This window comes from Streptomyces pactum (assembly GCF_002005225.1).
Classification (GTDB): Bacteria; Actinomycetota; Actinomycetes; order Streptomycetales; family Streptomycetaceae; genus Streptomyces; species Streptomyces pactum_A.
On record NZ_CP019724.1, the window covers coordinates 7,948,470 to 7,971,909 of the forward strand.

A 23,440-nucleotide genomic window follows, 5' to 3' on the forward strand; every position below is an offset into this window, starting at 1 on the left:
GGAGAGATCATGACCACGCCCAGCGAAAAAGTCGTCGAAGCTCTCCGGGCCTCCCTCAAGGAGACCGAGCGCCTGCGCAGGCAGAACCGGGAACTGACCGAGGCTGCCACCGAACCCGTCGCCATCGTCGCCATGGGCTGCCGCTACCCCGGCGGCGTCGGCTCCCCGGAAGACCTGTGGCAGCTCGTCGCCTCCGGCACCGACGCCATCGGCGGCTTCCCCACCGACCGCGGCTGGGACCTGGACGCCCTGCGCGACGCCGGCGTCGACGCCCGCGGCCACGCCGTCAGCCAGCAGGGCGGATTCCTCGACGGGGCCGCCGACTTCGACGCCGCCTTCTTCGGCATCTCGCCCCGTGAGGCCGTGTCGATGGACCCCCAGCAGCGACTGCTCCTGGAAACCTCCTGGGAGACCCTGGAACGCGCCGGCATCGACCCGCGCAGCCTGCGCGGCAGCTCCACCGGCGTCTACGTCGGCACCAACGGCCAGGACTACGCCTACCTGCTGGTGCGTTCCCTGTCCGACGCCACCGGCGACATCGGCACCGGCATCGCGGCCAGCGCCACCTCCGGCCGCCTGTCCTACACCCTCGGCCTGGAGGGGCCCGCGGTCACCGTCGACACCGCCTGCTCCTCCTCCCTCGTCGCCCTGCACACGGCCGCCCACGCCCTGCGCGCCGGGGAGTGCACCCTCGCCCTGGCCGGCGGCGTCAACGTGATGTCCGCACCCGGCTCCCTCATGGAGTTCAGCCGGCAGGGCGGCCTGGCCGGCGACGGCCGCTGCAAGGCCTTCTCCGACGACGCCGACGGCACCGGCTGGTCCGAGGGCGTCGGCATGCTGCTGCTGGAGCGCCTGTCCGACGCCCGCCGCAACGGCCACCCCGTCCTCGCCGTCATCCGCGGCTCCGCCGTCAACCAGGACGGCGCCTCCAACGGCTTCACCGCCCCCAACGGCCCCTCCCAGCGGCGCGTCATCCAGCGCGCCCTGGACACCGCCGGGCTGACCCCCGCCGACGTCGACACCGTCGAGGCCCACGGCACCGGCACCCCCCTCGGCGACCCCATCGAGGCCCAGGCCATCCTCGCCACCTACGGCCGGGACCGCGACCCCGGACAGCCGCTGATGCTCGGCTCCGTCAAGTCGAACATCGGGCACGCGCAGGCCGCCGCCGGAGTCGCGGGCGTCATCAAGACGGTCATGGCCATGCGCCACGGCGAGCTGCCCCGCACCCTGCACGCCGACCGGCCCTCGCGCCACGTCGACTGGACCTCCGGGGCCGTCCGCCTCCTCACCGAGCCCACCCTGTGGCCGGAGACCGGCCGCCCGCGCCGCGCCGGCGTCTCCTCCTTCGGGATCAGCGGCACCAACGCCCACGTCGTGCTGGAGGAGGCCCGCCCGGTGCCCGAGGACACCACCGGACCCGGCGCCCCCGAAGCCGCCCCGGCCGTCGTGCCGTGGCCGGTCGCGGGCAGGTCCGAGGAGGCGCTGGCGGAACAGCTCTCCCGGATCACCCGGCTGACGGACGCCCCGGCCCTGGACGTGGGCTTCTCCCTCGCGTCGGGCCGCTCCGTGTTCGAGCACCGGGCGGTGCTCCTGGCGGGTGTGGACGGGGTGCCGTCCGAGGTCGCACGCGGCCGTGCCGTCGAGCGCACGCTCGCCGTGCTGTTCTCGGGCCAGGGCTCGCAGCGCCCCGGCATGGGCCGGGAGCTCTACGCCCGGTTCCCCGTTTTCGCCCGGGCCCTGGACGCCGTACTGGAACGGCTCGACGGCGAGCTCGAACACCCGCTGCGGGACGTCGTCTTCGCCGGCCGCCGCACGCCCGAGGCCGAACTCCTCGACACCACCGGCTACACCCAGCCCGCCCTGTTCGCGCTGGAGGTCGCCCTGTACCGGCTCGTCGAGTCGTGGGGCGTGCACCCGGAGTTCGTGGCCGGTCACTCGGTCGGCGAGATCACGGCCGCGCACGTGGCGGGCGTCCTCTCCCTCGACGACGCCTGCACGCTGGTCGCGGCCCGCGCCCGGCTGATGCGCGAACTGCCCGCCGGCGGCGCGATGGTCGCCGTGCGGGCGACGGAGGACGAGGTCACCCCGCTGCTGACGGAGGGCGTGTCCCTCGCCGCCGTCAACGGCCCGGACGCGGTCGTCCTCGCCGGCCCCGAGACCGAAGTGCTCGCCCTCGCCCGTCGTTTCGGCGACACCGGCCGCAAGACCCAGCGCCTGGCCGTCAGCCACGCCTTCCACTCACCGCTGATGGACCCCATGCTCGCGGAGTTCCGCCGCGTCGCCGAAGCGCTGACCTACCACGAGCCCGTCGTCCCCGTGGTCTCCAACGTGACCGGCGCCGTCGCCGAGCCGGAGCTGCTGTGCTCGGCCGAGTACTGGGTACGGCACGTGCGCGAGACCGTCCGCTTCGCCGACGGCGTGCACGCCCTCGCCGACGCCGGAGCCGACGCCTTCCTGGAGCTCGGCCCCGACGGCACCCTGACCGCCCTGGCGGCCCGCACCCTGGACGGCACCGCCGGCTTCGTCGCCGTACCGGCGCTGCGCAAGGACCGCGCCGAGGAACGCGCCCTGCTCACCGCGCTCGCCCGCCTCCACGTGGCCGGCGCCACCGTCGACTGGACGCCGCTCTTCGACGGCACCGGCGCCCGCCGCACCGACCTGCCCACCTACGCCTGGCAGCACGAGCGCTACTGGCCGGTGCTGATGGCCGCCGCCGGCGACGTGAGTGCCGCCGGACTCGTCTCCGCCGAACACCCGCTGCTCGGCGCCGCCGTCTCCCTGGCCGGACTCGACGGCGTCCTGTTCACCGGACGGCTCTCCGCCCAGACCCACCCCTGGCTCCTGGACCACACGGTGGGCGGCATGGTGGCCTTCCCCGCCACCGGCTTCCTCGAACTCGCCGTACGCGCCGGCGACCAGGTCGGCTGCGACCGCGTCGACGAACTCACCCTCGCCAAGCCCCTCGTCCTCAGCGAGAACTCCGCAGCCCTCGTCCAGGTGTGGGTCGGCGCACCCGACGAGAACGGCGCCCGCAAGGTCACCGTCTACTCGCAGAGTGTGGACGACCCCGAGCAGCGCTGGACCGAGCACGCGGGCGGCGTCCTCACCGGGGGCGAGCGCGTCGCCGCCTTCGACGCGAGCGTCTGGCCGCCCCGCAACGCCGTCGCCGCCGACCTGGAGGGCTTCTACGAGCGCACCGAGTACGGCCCCGTCTTCCAGGGCCTGCGCTCCGTCTGGCGCCGCGGCGACGAGGCGTACGTCGAGGTCGCCCTGCCCGCCCAGGTCGACGACGCCGAGTACTACGGCATGCACCCGGCCCTGCTGGACGCGGCCGTCCAGGCGGTCGGCTTCGCGGGACTGGGCGACGGCAAGCAACTCGTGCCGTTCTCCTGGTCCGGGGTGTCGCTGCACGCCGGCGGCGCCTCCGTGGTCCGCGTCCGCGTCACCCGCACCGGCGAGGACTCCGTCGCCATCGCCGCCGTCGACGTCGAGGGCGCGCCCGTGCTCTCCGCCGAGTCCCTGATCCTCCGCGTCCCCTCCGCCATCCAGGCGCCCGCCCCGCGCACCGGCGAACAGGACGGCCTCCTGCGGCTCCGGTGGACACCCGCGCCCGAAACCGCCACCACCCCCGCCGTCCGCTGCACCACCCTCGACGGCGGCCCCTCCGCCCCCGGCGCGGCCCACCACCCCACGCTCGCCGCGTGCGTGAGCGCCTCACCGGCGCCCGAACTGGTCCTCGTACCGCTGGACGGCACGGCGGGCGGCGACGGCGCGGAGGCCTGCCCGCCGTCCGCCGTCCACGCGCTCGCCGCACGCGCCCTGGACCTCGTGCAGCAGTGGCTGGAGCTGAACCCCGCCGCCCCGTCCCGCCTGGTGTTCGTCACCCGCCGAGCCGTCGCCGCCGACTTCGGGGAGCCGGTGCGCGACCTCGCCGCCGCCGCCGTCTGGGGCCTGGTGCGCAGCGCGGACGCCGAGAACCCCGGCCGCTTCGCCCTGCTCGACCTCGATCAGGACACGGACCTCGCGGCGGCGACCGCGCAGTTGCCCGGCCTGCTGGCCGGCGGGGACGCCCAGTTCGTCGTCCGCGACGACACCGTCCGCGTCGCCCGGCTCGCCCGTCTGACCGGCGGAGCGGGTCTCCTCCCCGTCGCCGGCCTGCCCTGGCGCCTCGACAGCGAGGACCGGGGCAACCTCGACGGCCTCGCCCTCGTACCGTCCCCGGACCTGCTGGAGAGCCCGCAGGGGCGTCAGGTGCGGGTGGAGGTGCGGGCCGCGGGCCTGAACTTCCGCGACGTGCTCAACGCACTGGACATGTATCCCGGCGAGGCCGGGCTCCTCGGCTCCGAGGCCGCCGGTGTGGTCACCGCGACCGGGCCCGGCGTCACCGGCCTGCGGACCGGCGACCGCGTCATGGGCATGGTCCCCGGCGGACTCGCCGACACCGCCCTCATCGACGAGCGCTACCTCGTCCGGGTGCCGGAGGGGTGGTCGGACGTGGAGGCGGCGTCGGTGCCGCTGGTGTTCCTGACGGCTCTGTACGCGTTCCGTGATCTGGCGGGTTTGCGTAAGGGTGAGTCGGTGCTGGTGCATGCCGGTGCCGGTGGCGTCGGCATGGCGGCGGTGGGGCTGGCGCGTCATCTGGGGGCGGAGGTGTTCGCGACCGCGAGTGAGGGCAAGTGGGATGTCCTGCGGTCGATGGGGTTGGACGACGATCACATCGCGTCGTCGCGTGATCTCGGATTCGAGGAGAAGTTCCGGGGGGTGACGGGTGGCCGGGGTGTCGATGTGGTGCTGAACGCTCTGGCGGGTGAGTTCGTGGACGCGTCGCTGCGGCTGACGGCCGCGGGCGGCCGGTTCCTGGAGATGGGCAAGACCGACGTCCGTGACCCGGGGACGGTCGGCGGGGACGTCACCTACCGCGCCTTCGACCTCGGCGAAGCGGCACCGGAACGCATCCAGGCGATGCTGCGCGAGCTCCTGGAACTCTTCGACGCGGGTGCGTTGGAGTCGTTGCCGGTGCGGACGTGGGATGTGCGGCGGGCGCGTGAGGCGTTCCGGTTCATGAGCCGTGCTGAGCACGTGGGGAAGATCGTGCTGACGATGCCGCGGCGGTGGGATCCCGAGGGCACGGTGCTGGTCACGGGTGGGACCGGTGGTCTGGCGCGGGAGCTGGCGCGGCATCTGGTGGGGGAGCGGGGTGTTCGGCATCTGCTGCTGACCTCGCGTCGGGGTCTGGACGCTCCTGGTGCTGAGGATCTGCGTGAGGAGTTGGCGGCTGCTGGTGCGTCGGTGTCGGTGGTGGCGTGTGATGTGGCTGACCGTGAGGCGTTGGCGGGGGTGTTGGCGGGGGTCGATCCTGCGCGTCCGTTGACGGCGGTGGTGCATACGGCGGGTGTGCTGGACGACGGTGTGGTGTCGTCGTTGTCGGCGGAGCGGGTGTCGGGGGTGCTGCGTCCGAAGGTGGACGGGGCGTGGCATCTGCACGAGTTGACGCGGGACGCCGATCTGGCGGCGTTCGTGTTGTTCTCGTCGGTGTCGGGTGTGATGGGCAGTGCGGGGCAGGGCAATTACGCGGCGGCGAATGTCTTCCTGGACGCGCTGGCGCAGTCGCGTGCGGCGTCGGGGCTGCCGGCGTTGTCGCTGGCGTGGGGTGCCTGGGCCCAGGACAGCGGCATGACCGGCACCCTCACCGAAGCCGACATGCAGCGCATCGCCGCCTCCGGCGCCGCACCCATCCCCGTCGAACGCGGCCTCGCCCTCTTCGACGCCGCCACCCTCTGCGACGAGCCCCTGGTCGTGCCCATCGGCGCATCCACCGGAGACATGCGCATCCCCGGCGAGGTGCCGCCGCTGCTGCGCGACCTGGTCCGCGGCACCCGGCGCTCCGCCGCCACCGCCGTGGGCGGCGCGAGCACCGCCGCCGACCTCACCCGCCGGCTCCTCGACCTCCCCGCGGACGAGCGCGTCCGCTTCGCGGTCGAGCTGGTGCGCGTCGAGGCCGCCGCGGTACTGGGCCACGCCTCACCCAAGTCCGTCGACTCCGGCCGGGAGTTCCGCGAGCTGGGCTTCGACTCCCTCACCGCCGTCGAACTCCGCAACCGTCTGACCACCGTCACCGGCCTGCGGCTCCCGGCCACCCTCGTCTTCGACTACCCGACCCCCGACGGCCTCGCCACCCACCTCGTCGCCGAACTCCTCGACGAACACGGCGACCAGCCCCTCCCCGTCGTCACCGCCGACGTGGCCGACGACCCCGTGGCCATCGTCGGCATGGCATGCCGGATGCCGGGCGGCGTCACCACCCCCGACGACCTGTGGCGCATGCTCGCCGACGGCGAAGACGGCATCACCGCCTTCCCGACCGACCGAGGCTGGGACCTCGACACCCTCTTCGGCGGCGGCCACGACGCCCGGGGCGTCAGCGCCACCCGCCGCGGCGGCTTCCTGCACGACGTCGGCGGATTCGACGCCGCCTTCTTCGGGATCTCGCCGCGCGAGGCACTGGCCATGGACCCGCAGCAGCGGCTCCTGCTGGAGACCTCCTGGGAGGCGTTCGAACGCGCCGGCATCGACCCCGCCGACCTGCGCGGCAGCGCCACCGGCATCTTCGTCGGCACCACCGGCCAGGACTACGCCACGCTGGTCATGAACTCCCGCGAGGACGTCGAGGGCCACGCCAGCACCGGCCTCGCCACCAGTGTCATCTCCGGACGAGTCTCGTACACCTTCGGCCTGGAGGGCCCGGCGGTCACCGTCGACACCGCCTGCTCCTCCTCCCTGGTCGCCCTCCACCTCGCCGCCCAGTCCCTGCGGAGCGGGGAGAGCTCCCTCGCCCTCGCGGGCGGCGTCACCGTGCTGTCGACCCCGATGAACTTCTCCGGCTTCACCCGGCAGGGCGGGCTGGCCGGCGACGGCCTGTGCAAGGCGTTCGCCGACGCGGCCGACGGCACCGGCTGGTCCGAGGGCGTCGGCATGCTGGTCCTGGAGCGGCTGTCCGACGCGCGGCGCAACGGGCACGAGGTGCTGGCCGTGGTCCGCGGCTCGGCGATCAACCAGGACGGCGCGTCCAACGGCCTCACCGCGCCCAACGGCCCCTCCCAGCAGCGGGTCATCCGCCAGGCCCTGGCGAGCGCGGGCCTCACCCCGGCCGACGTGGACGCCGTGGAGGCGCACGGCACGGGCACGACGCTCGGTGACCCGATCGAGGCGCAGGCCCTCCTCGCCACCTACGGGCGTGACCGGGACGCGGAGCGTCCGCTGCTGCTGGGCTCCGTCAAGTCGAACATCGGGCACACGCAGGCCGCCGCCGGTGTCGCGGGCGTCATGAAGATGGTCCTGGCGATGCGGCACCGCGAGCTGCCCCGCACCCTGCACGTGGACCGGCCCTCCACGCACGTCGACTGGGCGGCGGGCGCGGTGCGCCTGCTGACCGAGCCGGCTCCGTGGCCGGACACGGACCGTCCGTGGCGCGCGGGTGTCTCGTCCTTCGGCCTCAGCGGGACCAACGCCCACGTCATCCTGGAATGCCCCGAGCCGATCGGCGCACCGGACACGGCGGCACCCGCCGACGCTCCGGAAGCCGCCTTGGCGGCGAAGCCCGCCGTCGTGCCCGCGGTGGTGCCGTGGGTGGTGTCGGCGCGGACGGAGGAGGCGCTGCCGGGTCAGGTGGAGCGGGTGCGGTCGCTGGAGGCCGTGTCCGCGCTGGATGTGGGGTATTCGCTGGCTTCGGGTCGTTCGGTGTTCGAGCATCGGGCGGTGTTGCTGGCGGGTGTGGACGGCGGGTTGTCGGAGGTGGCGCGGGGGCGTGCGGGGGAGCGGTCGCTCGCGGTGCTGTTCTCGGGTCAGGGTTCGCAGCGTGCGGGGATGGGGCGGGAGTTGTATGCCCGGTTCCCGGTGTTCGCGGAGGCGCTGGACGCCGTACTGGCGCACTTGGACCGGGAGTCGTCGCTGCGGGAGGTGATGTTCGGGGAGTCCGACCTTCTCGATGACACGGGTTACACGCAGCCGGCGTTGTTCGCGCTGGAGGTGGCCCTGTATCGGCTGGTGGAGTCGTGGGGTGTGCGGCCGGAGTTCGTGGCCGGTCATTCCATCGGTGAGGTCACGGCCGCGCATGTGGCGGGTGTGCTGTCGCTGGAGGACGCGTGCACGCTGGTGGCGGCCCGTGCCCGGCTGATGGGGGAGCTGCCCGCGGGCGGTGCGATGGTCGCCGTCCAGGCCGCCGAGGTGGAGGTCCGTCCGCTGCTGACGGAGGGTGTGTCCCTGGCCGCGGTCAACGGTCCCGACGCGGTGGTCGTCGCCGGTGTGGAGGGTGAGGTCCTGGGCCTGGCGGAGGCGTTCGACGGTCGTAAGACCCGGCGGCTGTCGGTGAGCCATGCGTTCCATTCGCCGTTGATGGAGCCGATGCTCGACGCGTTCCGTGAGGTCGCCGAGGGGCTGACCTACCACGAGCCGTCCCTTCCCGTCGTCTCGAACGTGACGGGCGCCCTCGCCGACGCCGGCCTGCTGTGCTCGGCGGAGTACTGGGTGCGGCACGTCCGGGAGACCGTGCGTTTCGCGGACGGGGTCCGTACCCTGACCGGGGCCGGGGTGAACGCCTTCCTGGAGCTCGGCCCCGACGGCGTCCTCACCTCCATGGCGGCCGGCACCCTGGACACGGCCGACGACGCCACGGTGGCCGTTCCGGCGCTGCGCAAGGACCGCGACGAGGAGACCGCGCTGCTCACCGCGCTCGCGCGGCTCCACGTGTCCGGCGTGACCGTCGACTGGACGCCGTGCTTCGAGGGGACCGGTGCGCACGGGGTCGCGCTGCCCACGTACGCCTTCCACCACGAGCGGTACTGGCCGCGCCCCGCCGCCCACACCGGGGACGTCACGGGCGCCGGTCTGCGGCCCGCCGAGCATCCGCTGCTCGGCGCCGCCACCGCGCTCGCCCATTCCGAGGGCGTCCTGTTCACCGGACGCCTGTCACTCACCACGCACCCGTGGCTCGCGGACCACACCGTGGGCGGCGGCATGGTGCTGTTCCCGGCCACCGGCTTCCTCGAACTGGCCGTCCGCGCCGGTGACGAGGTCGGCTGCGACCGCGTGGAGGAGTTCACCCTCGCCACCCCGCTGCTGCTGCCCGCGGACGCCGCGGCCGTCGTACAGGTGTGGGTCGGCGCGCCCGACGAGTCCGGCGGCCGCAAGGTCAGTCTCTACTCCCGGCCGGCCGGTGCGCCGGAGGAGACCTGGACGGAGCACGCGTCGGGTCTGCTCGGCACCGGTGCGCGCGCCGTCGGCTTCGACGCGAGCGTCTGGCCGCCCCGCAGCGCCGTCGCCGTGGACCTCGACGGCTTCTACGACCGCACCGAGTACGGCCCCGTCTTCCGGACCATCCGGGCCGTGTGGAAGCGCGGCGACGAGGCGTTCGTCGAGGCCGCCCTCCCCGCCCAGGTGGACGACGCCGGCTACTACGGCATGCACCCGGCGCTCCTGGACGCGGCCGTCCAGTCCGTCGGCTTCGCCGGGCTCGACGACGAACACCAACTGCTGCCCTTCCTGTGGGCGGGCGTGTCCCTCCACGCGGGCGGCGCCGCCGTCGTGCGCTTCCGCGTGGCCCGCACGGGCGACGACTCCGTCTCCATCGAAGCCGTCGACCTCGAGGGAGCCCCTGTCCTGTCGGCGGACTCCCTGGTGCTGCGGGTCCCCGCCGCAATCCAGGCGCCCACGAGCCGCCGGCCGGAACTGGACTCCCTGCTCCGCCTGGACTGGACGCCCGCCCCCGAGACGACCGAGACGACCGAGACGGGCCCCGGACCCCGTCACGCCGTCGTGACCCTCGGCGGAGCGGACGGCTCCGCCGAGGCCCTGTCCGGCCTCACGGGCGACGAGAGCATCGTCGTCGTACCGCTGTCCGGCGGCGACCACGGCGACGACGTGCCGCAGGCCACGCACACGCTGACCGCAAGTGCGCTCGCCCTCGTGCAGACGTGGCTGGCCCAGGACCGGTTCGCGTCGGCGCGGCTGGTGTTCGTCACCCGCCGCGCGGTCGGGGCCGCCGGGGGCGAGGGGGTCGAAGACCTCGCCGGGGCGGCCGTGTGGGGCCTGGTGCGTGCGGCGCACTCCGAGAACCCCACCCGCTTCGCCTTGGTCGACCTGGACGAGCGCGCCCGGATCGAGGCGGTCCTTCCACGCCTTTCCCCGCTCCTCGCGGCCGGGGACGCACAGTTCGCCGTGCGGGAGGACACCGTGCTGCTGGGCCGGCTGGACCGGGTCGTGGCCGGTCCCGGCCTGCTGCCCCCGAACCAGGGTCCGTGGCGGGTGGACAGCACGGCCAAGGGCAACCTCGACGCCCTCACCCTCGTGCCCTGCCCCGACCTGCTGGAGAGCCCGCAGGGGCGTCAGGTGCGGGTGGAGGTGCGGGCCGCGGGCCTGAACTTCCGCGACGTGCTGAACGCGCTGGACATGTACCCCGGCGAGGCGGGGCTGCTCGGTGCCGAGGCCGCCGGTGTGGTCACCGCGACCGGGCCCGGCGTCACCGGTCTGCGGACCGGCGACCGCGTCATGGGCATGGTCCCCGGCGGACTCGCCACCGAGGCGTTGATCGACGAACGGTTCCTGGTCCGGGTCCCCGACGGCTGGACCGATGATCAGGCGGCGTCGGTGCCACTGGTGTTCCTGACCGCCTACTACGGACTCGTCGACCTCGCGGGGTTGTGTGCGGGTGAGTCGGTGCTGGTGCATGCGGGCGCCGGTGGTGTGGGGATGGCGGCGGTGGGGTTGGCGCGTCATCTGGGGGCGGAGGTGTTCGCGACCGCGAGTGAGGGCAAGTGGGATGTCCTGCGGTCGATGGGTCTGGACGACGATCACATCGCGTCGTCGCGTGACACGGGCTTCGAGGAGAAGTTCGGGGGGGTGACGGGTGGCCGGGGTGTCGATGTGGTGCTGAACGCTCTGGCGGGTGAGTTCGTGGACGCGTCGTTGCGGCTGACGGCCGCGGGCGGCCGGTTCCTGGAGATGGGCAAGACCGATGTCCGTGACCCGGGAGCGGTCGGCGGGGACGTCACCTACCGCGCCTTCGACCTCGGCGAAGCCGGCCCCGACCGGACGCACGACATGCTGGAGGAACTGCTCGCCCTCTTCGACGCGGGTGCGTTGGAGTCGTTGCCGGTGCGGACGTGGGATGTGCGGCGGGCGCGTGAGGCGTTCCGGTTCATGAGCCGTGCTGAGCACGTGGGGAAGATCGTGCTGACGATGCCGCGGCGGTGGGATCCCGAGGGCACGGTGCTGGTCACGGGTGGGACGGGTGGTCTGGCGCGGGAGCTGGCGCGGCATCTGGTGGGGGAGCGGGGTGTTCGGCATCTGCTGCTGACCTCGCGTCGGGGTCTGGACGCTCCTGGTGCTGAGGATCTGCGTGAGGAGTTGGCGGCTGCTGGTGCGTCGGTGTCGGTGGTGGCGTGTGATGTGGCTGACCGTGAGGCGTTGGCGGGGGTGTTGGCGGGGGTCGATCCTGCGCGTCCGTTGACGGCGGTGGTGCATACGGCGGGTGTGCTGGACGACGGTGTGGTGTCGTCGTTGTCGGCGGAGCGGGTGTCGGGGGTGCTGCGTCCGAAGGTGGACGGGGCGTGGCATCTGCACGAGTTGACGCGGGACGCCGATCTGGCGGCGTTCGTGTTGTTCTCGTCGGTGTCGGGTGTGATGGGCAGTGCGGGGCAGGGCAATTACGCGGCGGCGAATGTCTTCCTGGACGCGCTGGCGCAGTCGCGTGCGGCGTCGGGGCTGCCGGCGTTGTCGCTGGCGTGGGGTGCCTGGGCCCAGGACAGCGGCATGACCGGCACCCTCACCGAAGCCGAGAAGCGCAGAATGGCGGCCTCGGCCGCGCCGCCTCTCACCGTCGACCAGGGCCTCGCCCTGTGGGACGCCGCCACGGTGTCCGACGAGCCGTACCTCGTGCCCATCGGCGCCTCCTCCGGAAACAGCCGGATGCCCGGCGAAGTGCCGCCGCTGCTGCGCAACCTGGTCCGCGGCACCCGGCGCTCCGCCGCCACCGCCGCCGGAGGCGCGCACACCGCCGCCGACCTCACCCAGCGCCTCCTGGGCCTGCGGGAGGAGGAGCGGGTGCGCCACGTCGTCAACCTGATCCGTGCCGAAGCCGCCCCCGTCCTCGGTCACACCTCGCCGAAGGCCATCGACGCCCAACGCGACTTCCACGACGCCGGTTTCGACTCCCTCACCGCCGTCGAACTCCGCAACCGCCTGACCACCGTCACCGGCCTGCGGCTCCCGGCCACCCTCGTCTTCGACCATCCGACGCCCACCGTGCTCGCCGAACACCTGGTCGCCGCCCTGCTGGACGAGGAGCGGACCGCCGGCGCCGAAGCGGTCCCCACCGCCCCGGCCACGGCGGACGACCCGGTGGTCATCGTCGGCATGGCCTGCCGCATGCCCGGCGGCGTCAGCTCCCCGGAAGAACTCTGGCAACTCGTCCTGGACGGACGCGAAGGCATCTCCGCCTTCCCGACCGACCGCGGCTGGGACCTCGACACCCTCATGCGCGGCGGACGGGGCGGCCACGGCCGCAGTGCCACCGCCGAGGGCGGCTTCCTCTACGACGTGGCCGACTTCGACGCCGGGTTCTTCGGGATCTCGCCGCGCGAGGCGCTGGCCATGGACCCGCAGCAGCGGCTGCTGCTGGAGACCTCCTGGGAGGCGTTCGAACGCGCCGGGATCGACCCGGCCACCGTGCGCGGCAGCCAGACCGGCGTCTTCGTCGGCACCAGCGGCCAGGACTACACCACCCTCGTCATGAACTCCAGTGAGGACGCCGAGGGCCACGCCCCCACCGGTCTCGCCACGAGTGTCATCTCCGGCCGCCTGTCCTACACCTTCGGGCTCGAGGGCCCGGCCGTCACCATCGACACGGCCTGTTCCTCCTCCCTGGTCGCCCTCCACTGGGCGGCCCACGCCCTGCGCTCCGGCGAGTGCGGCCTCGCCCTGGCCGGCGGCGTCACCGTGATGTCGACCGCCATGGGCTACGCCGGCTTCACCCGGCAGGGCGGCCTCGCTCCCGACGGCCGCTGCAAGGCGTTCGCCGACGCGGCCGACGGCACCGGCTGGTCCGAGGGCGTCGGCATGCTGGTCGTGGAGCGCCTCTCCGACGCCCGCCGCAACGGGCATCCGGTGCTCGCCGTGATCCGAGGGTCGGCCGTCAACCAGGACGGCGCCTCGAACGGTCTCACCGCTCCGAACGGTCCCTCCCAGCAGCGGGTCATCCGCCAGGCCCTGGCGGGCGCCGGTCTCTCCCCGGCCGACGTGGACGCGGTGGAGGCGCACGGCACGGGCACGACCCTGGGCGACCCGATCGAGGCGCAGGCCCTCCTCGCCACCTACGGCCAGGACCGGCCCGCCGACCGGCCGCTGCTCCTCGGCTCCATCAAGTCGAACATCGGCCACGCGCAGGCCGCCGCCGGCGTCGCGGGCGTCATCAAGACGGTCATGGCGATCCGGCACGGAATGCTTCCCAAGTCCCTGCACATCGACGAGCCCTCGACGCACGTGGACTGGACCGAGGGCGAGGTGCGCCTCCTCACCGAGACGGCCGCCTGGCCGGAGACCGGCCGCCCGCGTCGCGCGGGTGTGTCCTCGTTCGGCATCAGCGGCACCAACGCGCACACCATCGTCGAGCAGGCGCCCGACGCCCCGGACGACGCCAAACACTCCGAGGCTCCCGCCGTCGTGCCCGCGGTGGTGCCGTGGGTGGTGTCGGCGCGGACGGAGGAGGCGCTGCCGGGTCAGGTGGAGCGGGTGCGGTCGCTGGAGGCCGTGTCCGCGCTGGATGTGGGGTATTCGCTGGCTTCGGGTCGTTCGGTGTTCGAGCATCGGGCGGTGTTGCTGGCGGGTGTGGACGGCGGGTTGTCGGAGGTGGCGCGGGGGCGTGCGGGGGAGCGGTCGCTCGCGGTGCTGTTCTCGGGTCAGGGTTCGCAGCGTGCGGGGATGGGGCGGGAGTTGTATGCCCGGTTCCCGGTGTTCGCGGAGGCGCTGGACGCCGTACTGGCGCACTTGGACCGGGAGTCGTCGCTGCGGGAGGTGATGTTCGGGGAGTCCGACCTTCTCGATGACACGGGTTACACGCAGCCGGCGTTGTTCGCGCTGGAGGTGGCCCTGTATCGGCTGGTGGAGTCGTGGGGTGTGCGGCCGGAGTTCGTGGCCGGTCATTCCATCGGTGAGGTCACGGCCGCGCATGTGGCGGGTGTGCTGTCGCTGGAGGACGCGTGCACGCTGGTGGCGGCCCGTGCCCGGCTGATGGGGGAGCTGCCCGCGGGCGGTGCGATGGTCGCCGTCCAGGCCGCCGAGGAGGAGGTCCGTCCGCTGCTGACGGAGGGTGTGTCCCTGGCCGCGGTCAACGGTCCCGACGCGGTGGTCGTCGCCGGTGTGGAGGGTGAGGTCCTGGGCCTGGCGGAGGCGTTCGACGGTCGTAAGACCCGGCGGCTGTCGGTGAGCCATGCGTTCCATTCGCCGTTGATGGAGCCGATGCTCGACGCGTTCCGTGAGGTCGCCGAGGGGCTGACCTACCACGAGCCGTCCCTTCCCGTCGTCTCGAACGTGACGGGCGCCCTCGCCGACGCCGGCCTGCTGTGCTCGGCGGAGTACTGGGTGCGGCACGTCCGGGAGACCGTGCGTTTCGCGGACGGGGTCGGCGTCCTCACCGAGGCCGGAGCCGATGCCTTCCTGGAGCTCGGCCCCGACGGCGTCCTCACCGCGCTGACCCGGCGGATCCACGAGGCGGACGCCGGTCTGGTGGCCGAGGCCGCCCAGCGTGCCCGGCAGGGCGAGGAGAGCGCGCTGCTCACCGCAATCGCGCGGCTCCACGTGTCCGGCGTGACCGTCGACTGGTCGGCCTGGTTCGACGGCACCGGAGCCCGCCGCACGGAGCTGCCCACCTACGCGTTCCAGCGGTCCCGCTACTGGCCCGACGCCCAGCGCTCCACCACGCCCGCGACGGGAGCGGACCCGCTGGACGCCGCGTTCTGGACGGCGGTCGAGGGCGAGGACCTGGGCGCTCTCGCCGCCGACCTCTCCGTGGACACCGACACCCTGGGTGCCGTGCTTCCCGCGCTGTCCTCCTGGCGGCGCAGGCAGCGCGACCAGGCGATGGTCGACGCGATCCGCCACCACGAGGCGTGGAAGCCGCTGTCGCCGCCGGCCTCGTCCCCGGCCCCGGCCGGCACCTGGCTGGCCGTCGTACCCGAAGGCCTCGCGGACGACCCGTGGGCGGCCTCGGTGCTGGAGGCCGTCGGAACCGGCGTCGTACCGTTCCTCGTCGGCACCGACAGCCGGGAGACGCTGGCCGTCCGGCTGCGTGACCTGAAGGCCGACGGCACCACCCTCTCCGGTGTGCTGTCCCTGACGGCGCCCACCGAGCCCGCACCGGTGACGCCCGGCGACCACGGCGTGCCGGCCGTGGCGACCGCCGTACTGTTCCAGGCGCTGCTCGACGCCGAAGTCACCGCACCCCTGTGGTGCGTGACCCGGGGAGCGGTCGCCGTGGCCGCCTCCGAACCGCTCACCGACCCCGCCCAGGCGGCCGTGTGGGGCCTCGGACGGGTCGCCGCCCTCGAACACCCCACTCGATGGGGAGGGCTGATCGACCTGCCCGGGACCCTCGACGACCGGGTCGCGCGGCGCTTCGCCGCCGTCCTCGCCGGGCACGACGGCGAGGACCAGGTCGCCGTACGGGACACCGCGGTCTTCGGCCGCCGTCTGGTCCCCGCCGCGCAGGCCGCGCCCGACGCGGGCTGGCAGCCCGGCGGCACCGTCCTGATCACCGGCGGAACGGGAGGCCGGGGCGCCCACGTGGCGCGCTGGCTGGCCGCCGCCGGTGCCGCCCGCCTCGTCCTCGTCGGCCGACGAGGCCCCGACGCGCCCGGCGCCGCGGAGCTCGCCGCCGAACTGCGCGCTCTCGGCGCCGAAGTCACCCTCCACGCCTGCGACGCCGCCGACCGGGACGCGCTCGCCGCCGTCCTGGCGGACATCCCCGGCGACACTCCGCTCACCGCCGTCGTGCACGCCGCGGGTATCGTCGACGACGGAGTCCTGGACGACCTGACCCCCGAGCGGTTCGCCGCGCTGCACCGGGCCAGGACCGCACCCGCCGTCCACCTGGACGAACTGACCCGCGACCTGGACCTGACGGCGTTCGTGCTCTGCTCCTCGATCGCCGGCACGGTCGGCACCGCCGGCCGGGCCGGCCTCGCCGCCGCCACGGCCGTCCTCGACGCGCTGGCCCGCCGCCGCCGAGGCGAGGGGCTGCCCGCGACCTCCGTCGCCTGGGGAGCGTGGAGCGAGGAGGGCCCGGACGACGCCACCGCGGCCACCACCGTCGCCGTCCCCGGCACGAGGGAAGCCCGCCCGGCGGACGACGGAACCGCCGCCGCCCGCCCCCACCGTGCCGTCGGCCACCCCGCCGTCCACCCGGACCTGGCCCTCGCCGCCCTGCGGCAGGCCGTCACCCGGCCGGAGCCGGCGCCCGTCGTGTTCGACCCGCGTCAGCCGCAGGTCCTCGACACCCTCATCGGCATCCGCGGCAGCGCCCTGCTGCGCGACCTGCCGGACGCCCGGCAGGCCCTCGCGGACGCCGAGGCCGCCCGCCAGGAGACCGAGACGGCCGCGTCGGGCCTCGCGCAGCGCCTGCGGGGGCTGCCCGCCGCCGAGCGCACCGGCCTCGTCACCGACCTGGTCCGCACCCACGCGGCGGCCGTCCTCGGCCACCCCGGCCCGCAGGCGGTGGCACCCGACCGCAACTTCCGCGACCTCGGCTTCGACTCGCTGACCGCGATCGAACTGCCCAACCGGCTCGCCCTCGCCACCGGCCTGCGCCTGCCGGCCACCACCGTCTACGACTACCCGACCGCCCAGGCACTCGCCGAACACCTGGTCGCCGAACTGCTCGGCGAGCAGGACACCACCGGTGCGGACGCGGTGACCGCCGCCGGACTCACCGACGACCCGGTCGTGATCGTCGGCATGGCCTGCCGCCTGCCCGGCGGCGTCCGTTCCCCGCAGGACCTGTGGCGGATGCTCAGCGAGGGACGGGACGGCATCGAGCCCTTCCCCGAGGACCGCGGCTGGGACCTCGCCACCCTCACCACCGGGGGAGCGGACGGCCGGGGCCGCAGCGCCACCCTCAAGGGCGGCTTCCTCGACGGAGCCGCCGACTTCGACGCCGCGTTCTTCGGGATCTCGCCGCGCGAGGCGCTGGCCATGGACCCGCAGCAGCGGCTCCTGCTGGAGACCACCTGGGAGGCCTTCGAACGCGCCGGTATCGACGCCGAAGGTCTGCGCGGCAGTCGTACCGGCGTCTTCGTCGGTACCAACGGGCAGGACTACTCCACCCTCGTCATGAACTCCCGGGAGGACCTGGAGGGCCACGCCGGCACCGGCCTCGCCGCCAGCGTCGTCTCCGGCCGCCTCGCCTACACCTTCGGCCTGGAGGGCCCGGCGGTCACCGTCGACACCGCCTGCTCCTCGTCCCTGGTCGCCCTGCACTGGGCCATGCAGGCCCTGCGCGCCGGGGAGTGCGACCTCGCCGTCGCGGGCGGCGTCACCCTGATGAGCACGCCTTCCAGCTTCTCGGGATTCACGCTCCAGAACGGCCTGTCCACCGACGGCCGCTGCAAGGCCTACGCGGACGCCGCCGACGGCACCGGCTGGTCCGAGGGCGTCGGTCTGATCGTCGTCGAGCGGCTGTCCGACGCGCGTCGCCACGGGCACGAGGTGCTGGCCGTGGTCCGCGGCTCGGCGATCAACCAGGACGGCGCGTCCAACGGCCTCACCGCGCCCAACGGCCCGTCCCAGCAGCGGGTCATCCGCCAGGCGCTGGCCAGTGCGGGCCTCACCCCGGCCGACGTGGACGCCGTGGAGGGGCACGGCACCGGTACCCCGCTCGGCGACCCGATCGAGGCGCAGGCGCTGCTCGCCACGTACGGACGCGACCGGGATGCGGAGCGTCCGCTGCTGCTGGGCTCCATCAAGTCGAACATCGGCCACACCCAGGCCGCCGCAGGCGTCGCCGGCATCATCAAGACCGTCATGGCGATGCGCCACCGCGAACTGCCCCGCACCCTGCACGTGGACCGTCCGACCACGCACGTCGACTGGGCGGCGGGCTCGGTGCGCCTGCTCACCGAGCCGGCCCCGTGGCCGGAGACGGACCGCCCGTGGCGCGCGGGCATCTCGTCCTTCGGCATCAGCGGAACCAACGCGCACACCATCATCGAGCAGGCACCCGAGCCCGAGGAGGACACCTCGCGGCCGACCGCACCCGCCGCACGTGCGACCGGGACCGCGGCACCCGCGACCGGACCCGCCGTCCGCGCGAACGCGGTCCCGTGGCCCGTCTCCGCCAAGTCGGAAACGGCCCTCGACGCCCAGGTCGCCGACGTCCTCGGCCTGGCCGACTCCTCCCCGCTGGACGTCGGTTACTCCCTGGCCACCGGCCGCTCGCTCCTCGACCACCGTGCCGTGCTCCTCACCGCGCCCGGCGCCGCACCGGTCGAGGTCGCCCGTGGCCGGGCCGCCCACCGTGGCTGCGCCGTCCTCTTCTCGGGGCAGGGTTCGCAGCGTGCGGGGACGGGGCGGGAGCTGTATGCCCGGTTCCCGGTGTTCGCGGAGGCGCTGGACGCCGTACTGGCGCGGCTGGACGGGGGGCTGGAACAGCCGCTGCGGGAGGTGATGTTCGGGCAGTCCGAGCTCCTCGACGACACCGGATACACGCAGCCGGCGCTGTTCGCCCTGGAGGTCGCCCTCTACCGGCTCGTGGAGTCGCTGGGTGTCCGGCCGGAGTTCGTGGCCGGTCACTCGGTGGGCGAGATCACGGCCGCGCACGTGGCGGGTGTGCTGTCGCTCGAGGACGCGTGCACGCTGGTCGCGGCCCGTGCCCGGCTGATGCGGGAACTGCCCGCCGGCGGTGCGATGGTCGCCGTACAGGCCACCGAGGACGAGCTCCGCCCGTTGCTGACGGAGGGCGTCTGCCTCGCCGCCGTCAACGCCGCCGACTCCGTCGTCGTGGCCGGCACCGAGGACGAGGTCCTGGCGGTCGCCGCCCGCTTCGAGGCCGACGGCCGCAGGACCCGGCGCCTGTCCGTCAGCCACGCCTTCCACTCACCGCTCATGGAGCCCATGCTCGACGCGTTCCGCGAGGTCGCCGAGGGACTGACGTACGCCGAGCCGCGCATCCCGGTCGTCTCCAACGTGACCGGCGCGCTCGCCGAACCGGGGCTGCTCCGCTCGGCCGAGTACTGGGTGCGGCACGTGCGCGGCACCGTCCGGTTCGCGGACGGCATCGACGCCCTGACCGGCGCCGGAGCCAACGCCTTCCTCGAAGTCGGCCCGGGCGGGGTGCTCACCGCCCTGGCACAGCGCGGCCTCGACACCGACCTGGACGCCGTCGCCGTACCGGCCCTGCGCAAGGACCGCGACGAGCAGAGCGCGCTGCTCACCGCGCTCGCGCGGCTGCACGTCTCCGGCGTCCGGGTCGACTGGGCCGCCTGGTTCGACGGCACCGGAGCCCGCCGCACCGAACTGCCCACCTACCCCTTCCAGCGCGAGCGGTACTGGCCGCGCCCCGCCGCCCTCACCGGCGACGTCACCTCGGCCGGCCTGATCCCGGCCGACCACCCGCTGCTCGGCGCCGCCGTCCCGCTCGCCGACTCCGAGGGCGCCCTGTTCACCAGCCAGATCTCGATGCAGGTCCACCCCTGGCTGCTGGACCACAAGGTCGGCGGCACGGTCGTCATGCCCGGCACCGGCTATCTGGAGATGGCCGTCCGCGCCGCCGACCAGGTCGGCTGCGCCCGCGTCGAGGAACTCGTCCTCGCCACTGCGATGATCCTCGACGAGAAGGTGCCCACCGCGCTGCAGGTCGTGCTCGGCGCCCCCGGCGAGGACGGCTCCCGCAGCATCGCCTTCCACTCCCGCCCCGGCGACGCCACCGACGGCCCGTGGACCCTGCACGCCACCGGCCTGCTCGCCGCCGAGGAACACACCACGGAGTTCGACGTGCCCGAGTGGCCGCCCGCCGGCGCCGTGTCCGCGGGCTTCGACGGCAGCTACGAACGCACCGAGTACGGACCCGCCTTCCAGGGCCTGCGCCAGGTGTGGCTCCGCGGCGACGAGGCGTACGTCGAGGTCGCCCTGCCGGACGACGTCGCCGGTGACGCCCAGTACTTCGGGATGCACCCGGCGCTGCTCGACGCCGTCCAGCACGCCAACGGGTACCTCGGCGTCGGCAGCGAGGACAACCCGCTGCTGCCCTTCGCCTGGAACGGCGTCTCGCTCCACGCGGCGGGCGCCACCACACTGCGGGTGCGCACCGTCCGGCTCGACGACGAGTCCGTCTCGCTCACGGCGGTCGACCCCGAGGGCACCCCGGTGCTCTCCGCCCGCTCCCTGGTCCTGCGCGCCCCCAGCGTGCCGCGCGCCCCGGTCACCGGCGGCGGCCAGGAACCGGTGTTCCGCCTCGACTGGGTGACCGCGCCCGAGACCAAGCCCCTCGAAGGACTGCGGGCCGCCACGCTCGGCGCCGACGTCTTCGGCACCGGCACCGCCCTGGACTCCCTCGCCGACCTCACCGAGGACCCCGCCGGCGCACCCGACTTCGTCCTCGTCCCGCTCCAGGGCGAGTACGGCGGCGAGGCCGAAGGCGGACCGGCCGACGGCGGACCGGCCGACGGCGGACCGGACGGCGCCGGCCCGGACGTGCCCGCCGCGGTCCACGCCCTCACCACCCGCACCCTCGCGCTGGTACAGGAATGGCTGGCGCACGACCGGCTCGACCACACCCGTCTCGTCTTCGTCACCCGCGGCGCGCTCGCCGTCGGCGACGGCGACGGCGTGCGGGATCTGGCGGCCGCCGCCGCCCTGGGCCTGCTGCGCTCGGCCCAGTCGGAGAACCCCGACCGGTTCGTCCTGGCCGACCTCGACACGCCGGACGGCGCCGCGACCCTCCTGCCGTACCTGCCGGGGCTGCTCGCCGCGGGGGACGACCGGTTCGCCGTCCGCGAGGGCACCGTCCGGGTCGGCCGGCTGGACCGGCCGGCCACCGGCGCGGGCCTGCTGCCGCCCGCCGGGGTGCCGTGGCGGCTCGACACCGCGGGCAAGGGCACCCTGGACAACCTGGTCCTCGCCCCCTGCCCGGAGGTACTGGAACCGCTCGGCCGGCACCAGGTCCGGATGAGCGTGACCGCCGCCGGACTCAACTTCCGCGACGTGCTCAACGCCCTCGGCATGTACCCGGGCGAGTCCGGCCCGATGGGCACCGAGGCCGTCGGCATCGTCACCGAGACCGGACCCGGCGTCACCGCTCTGCGGCCGGGCGACCGCGTCTTCGGCACCGTCCCGGGCGGCTTCGGCCCCGTCGTCGTCGCAGACCAGCACTACCTGGCCCGGGCGCCGGAGGGGTGGTCGGACGTGGAGGCGGCATCGGTGCCGCTGGTGTTCCTGACGGCTCTGTACGCGTTCCGTGATCTGGCGGGTTTGCGTAAGGGTGAGTCGGTGCTGGTGCATGCCGGTGCCGGTGGCGTCGGCATGGCGGCGGTGGGGCTGGCGCGTCATCTGGGGGCGGAGGTGTTCGCCACTGCCAGTGAGGGCAAGTGGGATGTCCTGCGGTCGATGGGTCTGGACGACGATCACATCGCGTCGTCGCGTGATCTCGGATTCGAGGAGAAGTTCCGGGAGGTGACGGGCGGCCGGGGTGTCGACGTGGTGCTGAACGCTCTGGCGGGTGAGTTCGTGGACGCGTCGCTGCGGCTGACGGCCGCGGGCGGTCGCTTCCTGGAGATGGGCAAGACCGACGTCCGTGACCCGGGAGCGGTCGGCGGGGACGTCACCTACCGCGCCTTCGACCTCGGCGAGGCCGGCCCCGAACGCAACCGGCAACTCCTCACCGAACTCCTCGAACTCTTCGACACGGGCGCCCTGAAGCCCCTGCCCACGAAGACCTGGGACGTGCGGCGGGCACGCGATGCCTTCCGGTACATGAGCCAGGCCAAGCACACCGGCAAGATCGTGCTGACCCTGCCGCGGCGCTGGAACCCGGACGGCACCGTCCTCATCACCGGCGGCACCGGCGCCCTCGGCGGACACCTCGCCCGCCGCCTCGCCGGCGAGGGCATGCGCCACCTGCTGCTCACCTCCCGGCGGGGCCCCGACGCCCCCGGCGCCACCGAACTCGCCGACGAACTGCGCGCCCTGGGCGCCGCCGTCACCGTCGCCGCCTGCGACACCACCGACCGCGACGCGGTCGCCGAGCTGCTGGCGGACATCGACCCGGCACACCCGCTGACGGCCGTCGTGCACACCGCCGGCATCCTCGACGACGGCGTCACCGCCTCCCTCACCCCCGAGCGGCTCGCGGCCGTCCTGCGGCCCAAGGTCGACGCCGCCTGGCACCTGCACGAACTCACCCGCGACCTGGACCTCGCCGCGTTCCTGCCCTTCTCGTCCATCGCGGGCGTCATGGGCAGCCCCGGCCAGGGCAACTACGCCGCCGCCAACTCCTTCCTCGACGCGCTCACCGCTCACCGCGCCTCACTGGGACTGGCCGGCACCTCGCTGGCCTGGGGCCCCTGGGCCCACGACGGCGGCATGACCAGCACCCTGTCCGACACGGACATGCGCCGCATGCAGTCGGGCGGGCTGCCGCCCCTCGCCGTGGAACAGGGGCTCGGGCTCTTCGACATCGCCCGCGGCTCCGACGAGTCCTTCCTCTTCCTGGTCGGACTCGCCCCCGGCGCCATGCGCGGGGCGGCCCCGGAGGACCTGCCGCCGCTCTTCCGCGGCCTGGTCAAAAACGCCCGCCGCACGGCCGCGGCCACCGACGCCGCCGGGGCCTCGGCCGCCCTCGGCGCCAAGCTCGCCGGGCTCGGCGCGGACGAACGCGTCCGCCACCTCACCGACCTGGTACGCGAACAGGCCGCCCGCGTCCTGGGCCACGCCACGCCGAAGGCCGTCGACGTCACCCAGGAGTTCCGCGAACTCGGCCTCGACTCCCTGACCGCCCTGGAACTGCGCAACCACCTTTCCACGGCGACCGGACTGCGCCTCCCGGCCACCCTCGTCTTCGACTACCCCACCCCCACCGCACTCGCCGAACACTTCGTCACCGAACTCGTCGGCGACGACGAGGCACCGCAGGGTCCCTCGCTCCTCACCGAACTCGACCGGCTCGAAGCGCTGCTCGCGGCCGGCGACCCCGACGAGATCACCCGCGCGGGACTCGCCCTCCGGCTCAGCCAGATGCTCGACACGGTGCGCGGCTCCGCCCCGGCAGCGGCCGCCGACACCGCGGACGACGGCTTCGAATCGGCCAGCGCGGACGAAGTGCTCGCCTTCATCGACAACGAGCTCGGCCGCCTGGGCGACCACTGAGACGAGCCAGGATCCACCACAGGAAGGTTTCCCC

The 23,440-nt window shown here is 74.2% G+C and carries 1 protein-coding gene; it reads left to right on the plus strand.

From position 1 onward, the window contains the following. The first annotated feature begins 9 nt into the window (after positions 1 to 9). Positions 10 to 23,406, plus strand: a complete 23,397-nt coding sequence (locus tag B1H29_RS34760) for a type I polyketide synthase (RefSeq protein ID WP_079160630.1) — start codon at positions 10 to 12, stop codon at positions 23,404 to 23,406. Positions 23,407 to 23,440 lie beyond the last annotated feature (34 nt).